The organism is Streptomyces sp. NPDC002209 (genome assembly GCF_042890265.1).
Taxonomy (GTDB): domain Bacteria; phylum Actinomycetota; class Actinomycetes; order Streptomycetales; family Streptomycetaceae; genus Streptomyces.
The window spans coordinates 353910-368778 of the sequence record NZ_JBIARX010000003.1 but is presented as its reverse complement, the minus strand read 5'-3'; the positions used below and the strand labels follow the sequence as shown (position 1 = coordinate 368778).

Genomic DNA, 14869 nt, shown 5'->3' with positions numbered 1-14869 from the left:
CTCCTCCGCCGTTCGACCTACCCCAGCTTGCACTTGTTTGCCCCGGCTTGCCTCGCGCGCCGCGCAGGAGCTGTCCGGGCGGTCCTGGCCTTAAGATCGCCGCATGACCACCGCGTCGGACCCCTCGTACCCGGCCCACTGGGAAGCGGACGTCGTCCTGCGCGACGGCGGCACCGCCCGGATCAGGCCCATCACCACGGAGGACGCGGGCCGGCTGGTCAGCTTCTACGAGCAGGTCTCCGACGAGTCGAAGTACTACCGCTTCTTCGCGCCCCACCCCCGGCTGTCCGACCGCGACGTGCACCGCTTCACGCACCACGACTACGTGGACCGGGTCGGCCTCGCGGCGACCATCGGCGAGGAGTTCATCGGCACCGTCCGCTACGACCGGATCGGCCCCGACGGCCGGCCCGCCTCCGCCCCCGCCGACGAGGCCGAGGTGGCCTTCCTCGTCCAGGACGCCCACCAGGGCCGCGGGGTCGCCTCCGCCCTCCTCGAACACATCGGCGCGGTCGCCCGCGAGCGGGGCATCCGCCGGTTCGCGGCCGAGGTGCTGCCCGCCAACGGCAAGATGATCAAGGTCTTCACCGACGCCGGCTACCAGCAGAAGCGCAGCTTCGAGGACGGCTCCGTCCACCTCACCCTCGACCTCGAACCCACCGCCGAGTCCCTGGCCGTGCAGCGAGCCCGCGAGCAGCGCGCCGAGGCCCGCTCCGTGCAGCGCCTGCTGGCCCCCGGATCGGTGGCGGTGATCGGAGTCAGCCGCTCCGGCGGGGGAGTCGGCGCGGCGGCCCTGCGGAACCTGCGCGACGGCGGCTTCCAAGGCCACCTCTACGCCGTGAACGAAGCCGTCACCACCGACCTGCTGGACGGCGTACGGGCCTACCGCGCGCTCGGCGACGTCGACGCCCCGGTCGACCTCGCGGTGATCGCGATCCCCGCCGAGCGCGTCCCCGAGGCCGTGGCCGCGTGCGGCGAGCACGGGGTGCAGGGACTGGTGGTGCTCTCCGCCGGCTACGGGGAGAGCGGCGCGGCAGGGCTCGACCGGCAGCGCGAACTGGTGCGCCAGGTGCGCTCGTACGGGATGCGGCTGATCGGTCCGAACGCGTACGGCGTGATCAACACCGCACCGGAGGTCGGGCTCAACGCCTCCCTGACCCCCGCTCCCGCACCGATCAGGGGCCGCATCGGGCTGTTCACCCAGTCCGGGGCGATCGGCATCTCGCTGCTCTCCGCACTGCTGCGGCGCGGCGAAGGGCTGTCGTCCTTCGTCTCGGCGGGCAACCGGGCGGACGTCTCCGGCAACGACATCCTGCAGTACTGGTACGAGGACGAGGCCACCGACGTCGCGCTGATGTACCTCGAAACCCTGGGCAACCCGCGGAAGTTCACGCGGCTCGCGCGCCGGACGGCAGCCGTGAAACCGGTGGTCGTCGCGAAGGGCGGCCGCCACACCCCGGCCGGGCACGTGGTCCCCGGCACCAGGCTCCCGGACACCACGGTCTCGGCGCTGCTGCGGCAGGCCGGGGTGATCCGCGTCGACACCGTGACGGAGCTGGTGGACGTCGGGCTGCTGCTGGCCTCGCAGCCGCTGCCGGCCGGGCCGCGCGTGGCGATCCTCGGGAACTCGGAGTCGCTGGGCGTCCTCACGTACGACGCCTGCCTCGCGCAGGGGCTGCGGCCCGGGGCCCCGCTGGACCTGACCACCGCGGCGACGCCGGAGGACTTCCGGGAGGCGCTGGGCGCGGCACTGGGCTCCGCCGAGAACGACGCGGTGATCGTCACGGTGATCCCGTGGGTGAACGAGCAGGAGCCGCAGGACGACCTGGCCGAGGCCCTGCGGGAGGCGGCGGCCACCCGTCCCGGCAAGCCGGTGGCCGTGGTCCACGTGGAGCTGGCGGAGTTCGTCGACGCCTTGTCCCCCGCGGGGGGCCTTCCCGCAGCCGGGGTCCGCCCCGACCCGGTGCGGACGGATGCGCCGGGTGCGGCGCCGCAGGGGGCCGTGCCCCCGCGTCCCCGCGCCTCGAACACCGGCGGGGCCGGAACCGACGTGCGGATCCCGGCGTATCCGGCGGCCGAGCGGGCCGTACGGGCCGTCGCCGAGGCCGCCCGGTACGGGCAGTGGCGCCGGGCCAACGCCGAGGCCGGTCAGGTGCCCGTGTACGAGGACATCGACGAGGCCGCGGCCGCCGCCCAGCTCGCCGGCCTCCTGGCCGGCGCCGGCGACGCCGTCCTCACCCTCACCGACGCCGACGCCGCCGCACTCCTCGCCCGCTACGGGATCCGGGTGCTGCCCACCCTGCCCGCGCCCACCGCGGACGACGCGGTCCGGGCCGCCCGGGCCCTGGGCTACCCCGTCGCCCTCAAGACCACCGCCCCGCACCTGCGCCACCGCGCGGACCTCGGCGGCGTACGCCTCGACCTCGCGACCGAGGCCGACCTGCGCCGCTCGTACGAGGAGCTCACCGAGCTCCTCGGGACGCCCGGCGAGCTGCTCCCCGTCGTCCAGGCCATGGTGCCCCGCGGGGTCGACACCGTCGTGCGGTCCGTCATCGACCCCGCCGCCGGCGCCGTCCTCTCCTTCGGGCTCGCGGGCGTCGCCTCCGAGCTGCTCGGCGACACCGCCCACCGGCTCGTCCCGGCCACCGAGCGGGACGCCGCCGGGCTGATCCGGTCCATCCGCGCCGCCCCCCTCCTCTTCGGCTGGCGCGGCAGCGACCCCGTCGACACCCCCGCCCTCGAGGAGCTCCTGCTGCGGCTGTCCCGGCTGGTGGACGACCACCCCGAAGTGGTGGGAGTCACCCTCGAGCCCGTCGTCGTCGCCACGGAGGGCCTCTCCGTGCTCAATGCCACGGTCCGGGTGGCCCACCCGCCCGCCCGCACCGATCTCGGTCCCCGGACACTCCCCAGCTACTGAGCGGGTCCGAGGCGCCCGGGGTGCCCCGTACGGGCCTTAGGATGGACCCCATGGCGAAATCCGGTACGACGACCCAGGGGCTGCGCACGGCGATCGAGCGCAGCGGCTACTACCCGGCCCTCGTGGCCGAGGCCGTGGAGGCCGCGGTGGGCGGCGAGCCGATCTCGTCGTACCTGGTCCACCAGGAGACGACCTTCGACTCCAACGAGGTGCGCCGGCACGTCACGGTCCTGGTCCTGACCGGCAACCGCTTCATCGTGAGCCACACCGACGAGCAGGCCGCCGACGCCGGGTCCCCTTCCCCGTACGCGACCACCTCCACCGAGTCGGTCAAGATCGGCGCGATCTCCTCCGTGGTGCTCAGCCGCGTCGTCGCCAACCCCGAGTCGTACACCCCCGGCACCCTGCCCCGCGAGGTCGTCCTGACCATCGGCTGGGGCGCGGTCTCCCGGATCGACCTGGAGCCCGCCGCCTGCGGCGACCCGAACTGCGACTCCGACCACGGCTACACCGGCAACTCCACCGCCGACGACCTCAGCCTGCGCGTGAGCGAGGCCGGTGACGGCCCGGAGGCGGTCCGCCAGACCCTCGTCTTCGCGCAGGCACTCTCCGAAGCGACAGCGGCGACGTCCGCCTCCGCCCGCTGATGTCCTACTCCGCACCGTCGAACTGGGACGAGCCGGAGCTGCTGGACCTCGCCGGCGCCCCCGTCCCGGAGTACGGCACCGGCTCGCTCGCCGACCTGCTGCCGACCCTCGTGGCCGGTCAGGGCGTCCCCGGGTTCACCGCCGCGATCCCGGAGCTCACCCCGGCCGACCGGAACTGCGTGTTCCTGGTCGACGGCATGGGCTGGGAGCAGATCAAGGCCCACCCCGACGAGGCCCCGTACCTGACCTCCCTGCTCGGCAGCTCGCGCGGCGGCACCGGCCGCCCGATAACGGCGGGCTTCCCGGCGACCACCGCCACCTCGCTGGCCTCCGTCGGCACCGGCCTGCCGCCCGCCCGGCACGGCCTGCCCGGCTACGCCGTGCGCAACCCGGCCACCGGCGAGCTGATGAACCAGCTCCGCTGGCACCCGTGGACCCAGCCGAAGCCCTGGCAGCCGTACCCGACCGTCTTCCAGCAGGCCGACAAGGCGGGGGTGGCGACGGCGCAGGTGTCCTCGCCCGCGTTCCAGACCACCCCGCTCACCAAGATCGCGCTGAGTGGCGGCACCTTCCTCGGCCGGATGACCGGCGAGGAGCGGATGGACCTCGCGGCCGAGCGGCTCGCGGCCGGCGACCGCTCGCTGGTGTACACGTACTTCAGCGAGCTCGACGGGGCCGGCCACCGGCACGGCGTGAACTCCGACGCCTGGCGCGGCCAGCTGATGTACGTCGACCGGCTGGTGCAGCGGCTCGCCGAGCAACTCCCGCCGCGTACCGCGCTGTACGTGACTGCCGACCACGGCATGGTGGACGTCCCCTTCGACGAGGACTCCCGGATCGACTTCGACGAGGACTGGGAGCTGGGCGCGGGCGTGGCCCTGCTCGGCGGCGAGGGCCGGGCCCGGCACGTGTACGCCGTACCGGGCGCCGAGACCGACGTCCTGACGGTGTGGCGCGAGGTGCTCGGAGACCGGTTCTGGATCGCGAGCCGTGAAGAGGCCCTGGAACTGGGCTGGTTCGGCGCGCCGGGAGAGTGCGACGAGCGCGTGCTCGGCCGGATCGGCGACGTGGTCGCGGCCGCCCAGGCCGATGTGGCCATCACCGCCTCGCGCAAGGAGCCCAACGAGTCCGCCCTCGTCGGCATGCACGGCTCCATGACCGCCGCCGAGCAGCTCGTGCCGCTGCTCGAGATCCGCACCTGACCGACCGTTTCCTCCTCCGCCCCTGTAGCCCACGACCCGAAAGGTCCCGTACTTCCCATGCCCGAGCTGGTGTTCTTCTCCGGAACGATGGACTGCGGAAAGAGCACTCTGGCTCTCCAGATCGCGCACAACCGTGACGCGCGGGGCCTGCAGGGTGTCATCTTCACCCGGGACGACCGGGCGGGCGAGGGCAAGCTGTCCTCGCGCCTGGGCCTGGTGACCGAGGCGGTCGAGGCCCCGGAGGGCATGGACCTGTACGCGTACCTGGTCGCGCAGCTCTCCAAGGGCGGCAAGGCCGACTACGTGATCGTGGACGAGGCCCAGTTCCTGGCCCCCGAGCAGATCGACCAGCTCGCCCGCATCGTCGACGACCTCGACTTGGACGTCTTCGCCTTCGGCATCACCACCGACTTCCGCACGAAGCTGTTCCCGGGCTCGCAGCGCCTGATCGAACTGGCGGACCGCCTCGAACAGCTCCAGGTGGAGGCCCTGTGCTGGTGCGGCGCCCGCGCCACGCACAACGCCCGTACGGTGGGCGGGGAGATGGTCGTCGAGGGCGCCCAGGTCGTCGTGGGCGATGTGAACCGCCCGGCGGAGGAGATCGGCTACGAGGTCCTGTGCCGGCGCCACCACCGCCGCCGCATGACGAGCGGCTCGGCCCAGGCCGGAGCCCTCTCCCCGGACGTCCTGCCCGTCAACCACTCCTGATCGGTCAATCCAGCACCTTCAGCCTGAGTTGACGGAAAGCGAGCCGGGGCCCTCCGGCCCTCATACAAGACCAGACGGTCCGGCAAGGGGAAGTAGCGTCTGCGGCCGATCTCGCGCAAGCCAATGGCGGGTGCGCCCCCAACCGCACGTCTCGCGGAGGGTACGAGGTCCAGATCTAGTTCCAGGGGTCTGTCGGTGTGCCATCCGCATCCAGCCCGTCAGGCCAAGGGTCGCCGCGGGGAAAACGCCAGGCACCACCATGGTCGGCGGCTCGGCGCAGGAGGGTCTCGGCACCCTCCCGGTCACCCGTCCTCTCCCGTCTGCGCGCCAGCTTCACGAGGGCGTTGGTGTTCCCGGCATCGGCGGCGCGTAGGAGAAGGGAATTTCCGCCCTCCTGGTCGCCGGCTGCCTCCCGCATTTGCATCAGGATGGCAAGGGCGTTGGTGTGGCCGTTGTCGGTGGCCCGTTGGTAGAGGGCTTCGGCGCCTTCCTGGTCGCCGGCTGCCTCCCGCATTTGCATCAGGATGACCAGGGCGTTGGTGTTGCCTGCGTCGGCGGCTTGCTCGTAGAGGGCTTCGGTACCTTCCTGGTCGCCGGCCTTCTCTCGTCTGCGTGCCAGGTCGACGAGGGCGTTGGTGTTGCCTGCGTCGGCGGCTTGTCGCAGGAGGGCTTCGGTTCCCACTTGGTCGCCGGCTTTCTCTCGTCTGCGTGCCAGGTCGACGAGGGCGTTGGTGTTGCCTGCGTCGGCGGCTTGTCGCAGGAGGGCTTCGGCACCTTGAGGGTCGCCGGCTGCCTCCCGCATCTGCATCAGGATGGCAAGCGGGTTGGTGTCGTCGGCGTCAGTGGTGTGTCGAAGCGGCGATTCGGCGCCTTCCCGCTCTCCAGTCCGGTCCCGCCTCTTTGCCAGGCTCACTACCGTGTTGATGTGCCCATTGTCGTCGGCTCGTTGGTAGAGGGCCCCAGCGTTGCTGCGGTCGTCGACCTTCTCCCGCCTCCGCGTCAAGCCGACGAGGGCTTTGGTGTGACCGTTGTCGGTGGCCCGTTGGTAGAGGGCTTCTGCGCCTTCCCGGTCGCCGGCTGCCTCCCGCATCCGCATGAGGATGACGAGAGCGTTGGTGTTGCCGGCATCGGCGGCGCGTTGGAGGAGGATCTGGCTGCCCTGCTGGTCATCGGCCACCTCCCGTCTGCGTGCCAGGATGACCAGGGCGTTGGTGTTGCCGGCGTCCGCGGCGCGTTCGAGGAGGATCTCGGCGCCCTTCGGGTCACCGGCCGCGTCGCGGCTTTTCGCCAGGTCGACGAGAGCGTGCGTGCTGCCGGCCTCTGCGGCGCGTTGGAGGAGGTGGTGTGCCCATTGGAGGCGGTGCCGGTTGTGCGCGGCGGCAGCGAGGTTGTTGAGGTCTGTCGGGTGCATGAGATATCTGAGGGCGGCGTGCCAGAACGATGCAGGCGGGCAGATGTGCGCGCGGCTGGTTCGGCCGTGTTGTTCGAGGTAGTCGGCGAGCCGGAACGACGGTCCCGCCTCAGCCCGCTCTGCGGAGGGGGCGGACGGATTCAGGTTACCGGGCGGTCGTCGCAGGGGGCGGGGTGTGGTGCGGCGTAGGGGGGCTTGCTTGCCGTGTACAGGTCGGGCGAGGTCGGCGTACGCCGCTTCTGCCCAGTCCTCGCCAAGTTCGTCAAAATCGCGGTCGCTGATGTAGTCGCTGGCGGCGTCGGTGAGGAACATCTGCGGTATGTGGAGGCCCACACCAAGGCGGCGCGCGTCGATTGCCGCGTCCAGCAATGCCCTGGCGCTCGGAGTGGCCTGCTCGTAGCGGCGCAGAAGTGCCGGGGCCCCCGCGAGGTCTTGTGTCACCCGCCCATCCGTGCGGGTTCGGGTGAGGGTGTCGGCCAGCAGCGGATCGCCTTGCTTGGCGAGGGTGGCCGCGGTGTGCAGAGCTTCGTGGTCGAAGGTGTCGGGGATGGTGAGTGTACGACCGGCGAACAGCTCCCGCACTCGGCTGTGGGGGTCTGACTTGCCCGGGGTGGGCATCGCTGTGTACCGGTCGGCGTACTCGGGCCAGAGGGTGCCCAGGATGAGGATCGGCTGGCGGCGTGGGTCCGTCAACAGGCTATGTAGGGCAGCCGCGATCCGCTCGCCCACTCGGTCGCCGAGGTAGTGCTGGGCCTCGTTGAGCCATACCACCGTGTGGGGTCTTACTCTTTCGACGTCGCTGAGTGCGGCGTCAGCCCGCGTGGGATCGAAGGGATGCCACAGCTGCCACCCCTGATGCGAGAGCGGCTGGACGGCCTCCCAGCATGCCCTGGTCTTGCCGGTGGACGAAGTCCCGACCAGGACCACCATCCTGCTGCGGCCCTCAATCGCTTCGCGTACCGCGTCCGCCAGGACCCGGTCGTGTTCGCGCGAAACGTACTGGGGAAGTACACGGACCGGTCCGGCGTCGGAATCACGAGTGCTCAGCGTGGTCCCCGCGGGGTGGACCTCCAAGTCGTGCGGATCCCAATCGCGGATCGACCTGCCCGGGCCGTGGTCGGCGTCGGACACGGTTCCTGCTGTCCCTGTAGCGATCCTCAGGAGTTCCAGAAGTTCTTCGTCTGGAAGCCGCAGCACACGGGCCAGGGCGGCGACCGTCTCGGCCGACGGAGCACCTGCTTCGGTCCGGAAGGCTTCCTGCACGGTCGTGCGGCCGCGGCCTGCCCGGATCGCGAGTTGCGACTTGGTCAGCCCGGCGCGCGCCAGGCCGACGTCCAGCCGGCTTCGTAGCGCGGCCAGCGCCACATCGCGCTCGTTCTCCTGGCTGTCCACCGCCGCCCCCCGTGGTGTGTGTGCGCCGGTGTTCATCATCACCCGGGCACACTCCGGCGCACACCAATTCCGCGACCTTGGGCATGGCAACACCACATGTTCGAAAGGAAGCTTGCCATGTCTGGTCTCGCCCTCCTCCTGATCACCGCCACGTTGGTGATCACCTTCGCGTTGTTCGCTGCCGGCGCGGCGGCGAAACTCGCCCGGCTGGAAGGCGCTGGCTATCCCACCGCAATCATGCGGGCCGCAACCGCCTTCGCCGCCGTGCTCACACTTGCAGCCGCTCTCACTTGCGCACTTGCCGCAGCGGCCGGCTCCGTCGACTAGCGCCCCCTGTCCAGTGCGGAGTTCCGACCTAAGCGGTGGCGCCTCCGCGGAGGACATCGGCCAGAAGAGGCTGTCCATCCGACAGCCGGATGCCCTTCTCTGTTCGGGAACGGTGACCTGGGGCTTCCGGCGCCTCGTCGAACTCCCCGACCGGATCGAGCAGCTTCAGGTCGGGCGACGCCTCGCGCCATCCACAATGCCCGTACGGTGGGCGGTGAAATGGTGGTCGAGGGCGCCCAAGCCGTCGTCGTTGCTGTCTCCCCGGCCGGCCGGGGAGACAGTGTCCTCTGACGCCGCATGACCTCGGCAGCGGCCACGGGCAGTCTCGAGGCGCCAGAGCGTTACGCATTCGTCCGGTCGGGGCCACCCAGACCTTCTCGATCGGTTCCCATCGTGTAACGGGGACGGAAGTCGTCCACTGGCTACGTACGGGTGTTCGTCAGGTGGGGGCCGATGCACCCCACGTACACGTGGCCCGTGCCCGGGCCGTCGTCGTAGAAGTGGAGGCGGGGGGCCACGGTGTTGCCGCCGCCGATCCGCAGGTGGGCTTCCGTGTACAGCTCGCCGGATGCATCGACCGCGGTAGGTACGGGGAAGGTCGCTCCTTTTTCTCCAAGCGGACTTGGAGGGCGCGGACCTGGCGTCGTATCCGGTAGTTCGGTGTCCAGCTCGTCCTTCTCGCCGAGCAGTTCGTACTCGCGGTCACCGGTCGCCTTGAGCTCGTTGCGTAGCTCGCTGATCTCGTCCGCTCGTGCTGACTCCGTCTGTTCGGCTTCGGCAAGGATTGCCTGGAGCACCTGATTCTCGGCGCGCGGCCTGTCGACTTGTGAACCTTGAGCGGCCGGGCGCGGACGAGTGCGCTGTACCGGAAGTGTGTCGAGTGCTGCTGGCAGAGGCTGACGTTGAGCCAGGCGCCGCGGCAGCGATGCGAGTATGGAGGCGGCCTTGTGGGGGTTCGCTTGGACGGTGGACCGGGACATCACCGGGTGGCGCTGGGCATCGGGCTTCCATGCGAGGTCGATGCCGGGGAGGTAGGTGCGGATGCCCCCGAGGAAGACGGGGTGGTACTCCAACGCCCGGTTGAACTCCGACTGCGCCTCAGTCGTGAGTACGTACAAGATCGCGAGCCGGGAAGCTGGGCGAAGGCCGTCTCGACCACGGTCGAGGTCCAGGTGACGGTGTCTTTGCCGTACGAGACTGTCGCCACGGCGATCGGCAGTCGGCGGTCCTGATCACACAACTCCTCGATGACCTCGTCGATGTCGGCCGGTTCGATGAAGGCAGGAGAAGTGTCCACGGCTGCCAGTCCGTCCTGCGCGTCGAGCGACGTGAGGAGCAGCCTGGCGATTCTTGGTGTCTTGGCGGGCTTGGGCAAGCCATCGGACAAGGCGGGTCGGCGCTCGGTGTCGACCTGAATCCAGGTGTGACGATTGTCCTCACGATGGTCGGCGCGTATGACCAAGGTGGACTGCCAGGTGCCGGCGTTGTTGGGCATGGTCCCGCGTAGCCGCCAGCGTGCGTAGGCCCCGTGACGTCCAGAGGCCGCGTCGTGGTCCAACGTGACGTTGGCGGCGATGTCGTTGCGGCCTTCGTCGAGAGCGGAGGTGTCATGCCGCTTGACGCTCAACCAGTCGTACAGCTGCCGCTCGGCCATGGCGGCGGCGACATAATCCTGCTTGGTTGAGGCGACCATGCGGTAGCTGCGAGGTTCCATTGCATTCCTGGGTGTGCTCGGAGCGGGCGGGACGTGAGTAGCAAGGCCCGATCGAGAGAACGGACAGCGGGCCAGGGCGCTTGCGGCGTCAGGTGGTGCCAGTCTGTGCGGGGTATGTGGTCTCGGGCATCTCAGCCTCGGCCATGCGGTCGTCGATGTCGAAGATGAGGCCTTTGGCGCGGAAGGTGACGTGTGCGGCCACGTCCTGCCCGTCAACCACGGGTGACCGCCCGCGGGAAGGCGGGCCTGTCCATCTCCGGCTGGGACTACCCACGTTGGTGATGGCCCCCGACCGGCGCTGCGGGCGAGACTGATCAGGCTTCAGACGTGCGGGGCGTCGGCAGCCGTGCCGGGAGTGACCTTCCTGTTGGCCGTCCACAGCAGCACGCCATCCGAAGGCTTCACTTGACGGTCGGCAGCGGGAAAAAGGGCTGGGGATGCCATGCGGCAACTTGAAGTAGCACTGATCGGCGCAGGACTGATAGCGCGCTTCCATCTGGACGCGTGGACCACCGTCGGGGCGTCCGTGCGCGTCTACTCCACCGACGGACGCGCCGAGGAACTCGCGAACGAATTCGGCGCCAAGGCCGTCGGTTCCCTCGACGAAGCGCTGGACGGCGCGGACGCCGTGGACATCTGCACCCCGACGGACAGCCACTACGACATCGCCATGACCGCCATCGCCGCGGGTGTGGGGGTGGTCTGCGAGAAGCCGCTGGCGGCCAGCACCGCCGAGGCCGAGGAGATCGTCGCCGCGGCCGAGCAGGCCGGCGTGCGGCTCTATCCGACCCACAACGTACGGTTCGCCCCGGCGTACGCCCGCCTCCACGAGCTGGTGGCAGCAGGCAGCCTGGGCACGGGCACGGTCGCCCGGTTCACCGTCGCCGGTTACCACCCCCGGCCCTGGACCGGCCACGCGTCCGCGCGTTCGGGCGGGATCCTGACCGATCAGCTGCTGCACGGCGTCGACATCGCCTACTGGGTCTTCGGGGATGTCGTCCGGGTGCACGCCGCCTATCAGGGGGACATCGCCGCACCGGCTCCGACCGGGGCCGTCGGCGTCGCAACCGTCGTCCTCACCCACGCCAGCGGCGCGCTCAGCCAGGTCGTGGGCCGGTGGACGGCGACGCCGCAACCCCCCTTCCGGCTCACCTACCGCGTCTCGGGTACGGGCGGGACGGTGCACTACGACTCCGAATGGCCGCAGGAGATCCAGGTGTTCGGCGACGCGGCCGCGAATTTCGGTCACTTCGGGGAGAAGCCGTTCGTCTCCGAGATCCGCGAGTTCGCCCAGGGATTCCTGGGCGGTCCCGAGCCCCGCCTCGGGCCGCGGGACGCGCTGGCCGCCATCCGCATCACCCAGGCCGCCGCCGAGTCCGCATGGACCGGGCGTGCCGTGGAACTGACCGTGAAGGGGGCCGCCGCATGAAGGTCGCCGTGTTGTCCTTCGCCCACCGGCGCGCTGCGGCGTACGCCCGGCTGCTGCACGACATGCCCGGCGTCGACCTGGTCATCGCGGACCCCGACGGATCGCCGGACGATCCGGCGCGGGGCCACGCCGTGGCCCGGCAGCTCGACACGACGTACGCGGGCAGCTGGGACGAGGTGTTCGCGCTGCGCCCCGAGGCCGTGGTGGTCACGAGCGAGACCGGCCGCCGCCGGGAACTGGTCGAGCGGGCGGCCGAGGCCGGGGCCCACGTGCTGTGCGAGCAGCCGCTGGCAGCCGAAGAGGCCGACGCCCAGGCCATGGTGCGCGCCTGTGAAGCCGCGGGGGTGCGGCTGACCCTCGTGTCGCCGGCCTGCTTCAGTCCGGCCTTCACCGCCGTGCGCGAAGGGCTCGCGGACGGTGCGGCCATCGGAAAGCTGACGACCATTCACGGGGCGTACAACAGCCCTGCGACCGGGGAGCCGGAGGACGGCGGAGCGCTGGGGACCGACGCCGCCTTCCTGCTCGACATGGTGGACGCCGTGCTCGGCGGGGAGCCTGCGGAGCAGGTGTACGCACAGTCGAACAGCCTCCTCGGCGGAGAGCCGGGCGCCCCGAGCGCGGCACTCGTCACGGTGCGCTATCCCAGCGGGACGGTCGTGTCCATCGACTGCAGCCGGAGCGTGGCAGCGCACCCGTCGGCAGTGGACGGACCGACGATGAGCTTCGTCGGTGACCGGGCGAGCGTGGAGTTCAATGCCCGGCCGCGGCTGCTCGGCGGGTTCGACGCCGCCACGGCCGGCGACCGGTGGGAAGCGGGCGGGGCCGACCTGTACGCCGTCATGCTCGGGGAGTTCATCGCCGCAGTCGGTCAGGGACGCGGAGCCGGCCCGGACGGCGCGGCCGGCCTGCGTACGCTCCGGGTCGTCCAAGCGGCCCGCGCATCGGCGCACACCGGCCGGCCCGTCGATCCGGCAGCGCCCGCAGGCTGAGGCGCAGCGATCTCGACAAAGGCTCGGACACAGCCGTACGCGAAGCTCCTGGAGAAACGGTGGACCTCGGTCGCACCACCGTCCACCAGGGGCTTCGCCCTTTCTCCGGCACTGCCTACCGGCCCTACCAGGCTGAGGGATGTTTTGCCGTCGGGGCCCGACCTAGTCTGGCCTGAGAGATCAAGGCTGCACCCTCGCGATGAATCGCAGAATGTCGCGGGAAGTGTAGACGTACATTTCCCGATCGCTAAGGGGACGTCCGCATGTCACACCTCCTGCACATTGACTCGAGTGTCGGTGCCGAATCCGTTTCGAGGCAGCTGTCGGCCTATTTCGCCGAAGAGTGGCGTAACAACCACCCTGGTGGTGGCTATGTTTACCGCGACGTTTCGGCCCAGTCGATTCCCCACATCACGCATCCCGTGCACCAGGCCCTCGTCTACCCGGACAGCGACCACGGCCAGAGTGCGCAGGAGCAGGAGCTGACCGCGGCGATCACCAATGAGCTGCTCGAGGCGTCCGTGCTGGTCCTCGGCGTTCCGATGCACAACCTCTCCGTCCCGTCGACCCTCAAGTCGTGGCTGGACCGCGTCGTGCACCCGGCCCACATGGTCAGGCCCGGGAAGACCGGTCCGCTCAGCGGAAAGAAAGTCGTGGCGATTTTGTCGCGGGGTGGTTCGTACGCTCCGGGAACGCCGCGTGAGGGGCACGACTTCCAGAAGTCATATCTGAAGGCGATCATGGAGGCGATCGGTCTCGGCGAGGATCTGACCTTCGTGACTGCCGAGTTCACGATGGCGTCGGCTGCGCCGCAGATGGCGCACCTCAAGCCGTTGGCCGAAGCCTCTCTGGCGAATGCGTACGACACTCTCGGGAAGCTGGCCCAGTAGCCCCCGGCCCTTTCCGATGTTGCAGTCTCGATTGAGAAGGATTCCATGAGCGACGCAATTTCGTTCGAGGAGCATTGGGACCGGACCCATCAGTTCGATCCCCCTGCCATATTCGATACCCTGCGCGAAGAACGTCCGCTCGCGCCCATGGTGTACCCCGACGGACACGTCGGCTGGATCGCCACCAGTCACGAGCTGGTGCGCAAGGTCCTCAGCGACCCGAGGTTCAGCCACAACCTCGAGAACTTCCACTTCCCGGTGACGCGCTTCGGAGAGCCGGCCGTCGGCTCCTCTCCGGAGATCCCGGGGATGTTCATCCACATGGACCCGCCCAACCACACCCGGTACCGGCGCCTGCTGACGGCCGAGTTCACCGCCCGCCGGGCGAGCCGGCTCACGTCGCGCGTCGAGGCCGTGGCCGCCGAGCAGATCGCCGTGATGCGCGAGCACGGCGGTCCGGTGGACCTGGTGGCGAACTTCGCCGAACCGCTGGTCCTGAGGGTGCTGTCCGAGATGGTCGGACTGCCCTACGAGGAACGCGACCGGTACGCCCACGCGCCGGCCGTCCTGCACGACCCGGACTCGACGCAGGAAGAGGTCGGAGCCGCGTTCGCGCAGCTGACGCCGTTCATCGTCGAGGTCGTGGAAGGAAAGCGGAAGCAGCCCGGAGACGACCTCATCAGCCGGCTCGTCGCCGACGGGGAGTTGACCACCGAAGAGGTGTGCAACATCGTCACCCTCCTGCTGTTCGCGGGCTACGAGACCACCGAGAACGCGCTGGCCGTCGGGGTCTTCGCCCTGCTGCACCACACGGACCAGCTGGCGGCCCTCCGTGCGGACCCGTCGAAGCTCGACGCCGCCATCGAGGAGCTCCTGCGCTACATCACCATCAACCAGTACGAGATGTACCGCACTGCGCTGGAGGACATCGAGCTGGACGGTCACCTGGTCAAGAAGGGGGACACCGTCACGGTGTCGCTGCCCGCGGCCAACCGTGACCCGGCCAAATTCGGGTGCCCCGCGCAACTGGACATCGATCGCGACACCTCGGGCCACGTGGCGTTCGGCTTCGGCATCCACCAGTGCCTGGGCCAGAACCTGGCGCGCGTCGAACTGCGCGCCGGCCTGTCGGCCCTCCTCCAGGCGTTCCCCGACCTCCGGTTGGCCGTTGCGGTCGATGAGGTACCGCTCCGGCTCAAGGGTTCCGTCTTCGCGGTAAAGAGCCTGCCCGTCTCCTGGTGAG

General features: G+C 70.2%; 12 protein-coding genes and 1 pseudogene. 10 read left to right on the top strand and 3 right to left on the bottom strand.

The features are described 5' to 3' along the window. Positions 1-103 precede the first annotated feature (103 nt). The 4 genes from ACFYXK_RS09000 to ACFYXK_RS08985 are packed head-to-tail and all read left to right on the top strand — an operon-like array spanning position 104 to position 5474. The gene (locus ACFYXK_RS09000) at positions 104-2917 is read left to right on the top strand and encodes a GNAT family N-acetyltransferase (RefSeq protein WP_389410478.1); all 2814 of its coding nucleotides are present in this window, start codon (positions 104-106) and stop codon (positions 2915-2917) included. A 50-nt stretch (positions 2918-2967) separates the two neighbouring features. Continuing rightward, positions 2968-3564, top strand: a complete 597-nt coding sequence (locus tag ACFYXK_RS08995; RefSeq protein ID WP_030301465.1) for a DUF5998 family protein — start codon at positions 2968-2970, stop codon at positions 3562-3564. Continuing rightward, entirely contained in the window at positions 3564-4766 is a 1203-nt protein-coding gene (locus tag ACFYXK_RS08990; RefSeq protein ID WP_389410477.1) for an alkaline phosphatase family protein, read from the top strand. The genes ACFYXK_RS08995 and ACFYXK_RS08990 overlap by 1 nt, the downstream gene beginning before the upstream one ends. A 57-nt stretch (positions 4767-4823) precedes the next feature. Continuing rightward, a complete protein-coding gene (locus ACFYXK_RS08985) occupies positions 4824-5474 on the top strand; it encodes a thymidine kinase (RefSeq protein ID WP_389410476.1) in 651 nt (216 codons plus the stop codon). 175 nt (positions 5475-5649) lie between these two features. Here ACFYXK_RS08985 and ACFYXK_RS08980 read toward each other — a convergent pair whose 3' ends face one another. Further along, positions 5650-8316 carry a helix-turn-helix domain-containing protein gene (locus ACFYXK_RS08980; RefSeq protein WP_389410557.1) on the bottom strand — a complete coding sequence of 889 codons (2667 nt, stop codon included), beginning with the start codon at positions 8314-8316 and terminating at the stop codon, positions 5650-5652. A gap of 78 nt (positions 8317-8394) precedes the next feature. Here ACFYXK_RS08980 and ACFYXK_RS08975 point away from each other — a divergent pair, with 78 nt between their 5' ends. Both ACFYXK_RS08975 and ACFYXK_RS08970 read left to right on the top strand, forming a co-directional pair. Further along, entirely contained in the window at positions 8395-8604 is a 210-nt protein-coding gene (locus ACFYXK_RS08975; RefSeq protein WP_389410475.1) for a hypothetical protein, read from the top strand. Positions 8605-8725: 121 nt separating this feature from the next. Continuing rightward, a pseudogene (locus ACFYXK_RS08970) lies at positions 8726-8892 on the top strand (thymidine kinase); the annotation flags it as partial. A 134-nt stretch (positions 8893-9026) separates the two neighbouring features. Here the strand turns inward: ACFYXK_RS08970 and ACFYXK_RS08965 are convergent. Both ACFYXK_RS08965 and ACFYXK_RS08960 read right to left on the bottom strand, forming a co-directional pair. After that, on the bottom strand, positions 9027-9401 hold the full coding sequence (locus tag ACFYXK_RS08965; protein WP_389410474.1) for a hypothetical protein: 375 nt from the start codon (positions 9399-9401) through the stop codon (positions 9027-9029). 182 nt (positions 9402-9583) lie between these two features. Beyond that, positions 9584-10318, bottom strand: a complete 735-nt coding sequence (locus tag ACFYXK_RS08960; RefSeq protein ID WP_389410473.1) for a hypothetical protein — start codon at positions 10316-10318, stop codon at positions 9584-9586. A gap of 442 nt (positions 10319-10760) precedes the next feature. Here ACFYXK_RS08960 and ACFYXK_RS08955 point away from each other — a divergent pair, with 442 nt between their 5' ends. The 4 genes from ACFYXK_RS08955 (at position 10761) to ACFYXK_RS08940 (ending at position 14868) form a co-directional block, all read left to right on the top strand. Then, positions 10761-11747: a Gfo/Idh/MocA family protein gene (locus ACFYXK_RS08955; RefSeq protein ID WP_389410472.1), complete on the top strand. Its 987-nt coding sequence runs from the start codon at positions 10761-10763 to the stop codon at positions 11745-11747. After that, complete coding sequence (locus ACFYXK_RS08950; RefSeq protein ID WP_389410471.1) at positions 11744-12736, top strand: Gfo/Idh/MocA family protein; 993 nt, start codon at positions 11744-11746, stop codon at positions 12734-12736. The genes ACFYXK_RS08955 and ACFYXK_RS08950 overlap by 4 nt, the downstream gene beginning before the upstream one ends. A gap of 263 nt (positions 12737-12999) precedes the next feature. Then, entirely contained in the window at positions 13000-13626 is a 627-nt protein-coding gene (locus ACFYXK_RS08945) for an FMN-dependent NADH-azoreductase (protein WP_389410470.1), read from the top strand. Between the two features lie 147 nt (positions 13627-13773). Then, positions 13774-14868: a cytochrome P450 gene (locus tag ACFYXK_RS08940; RefSeq protein WP_389410469.1), complete on the top strand. Its 1095-nt coding sequence runs from the start codon at positions 13774-13776 to the stop codon at positions 14866-14868. Position 14869: the final 1 nt, after the last annotated feature.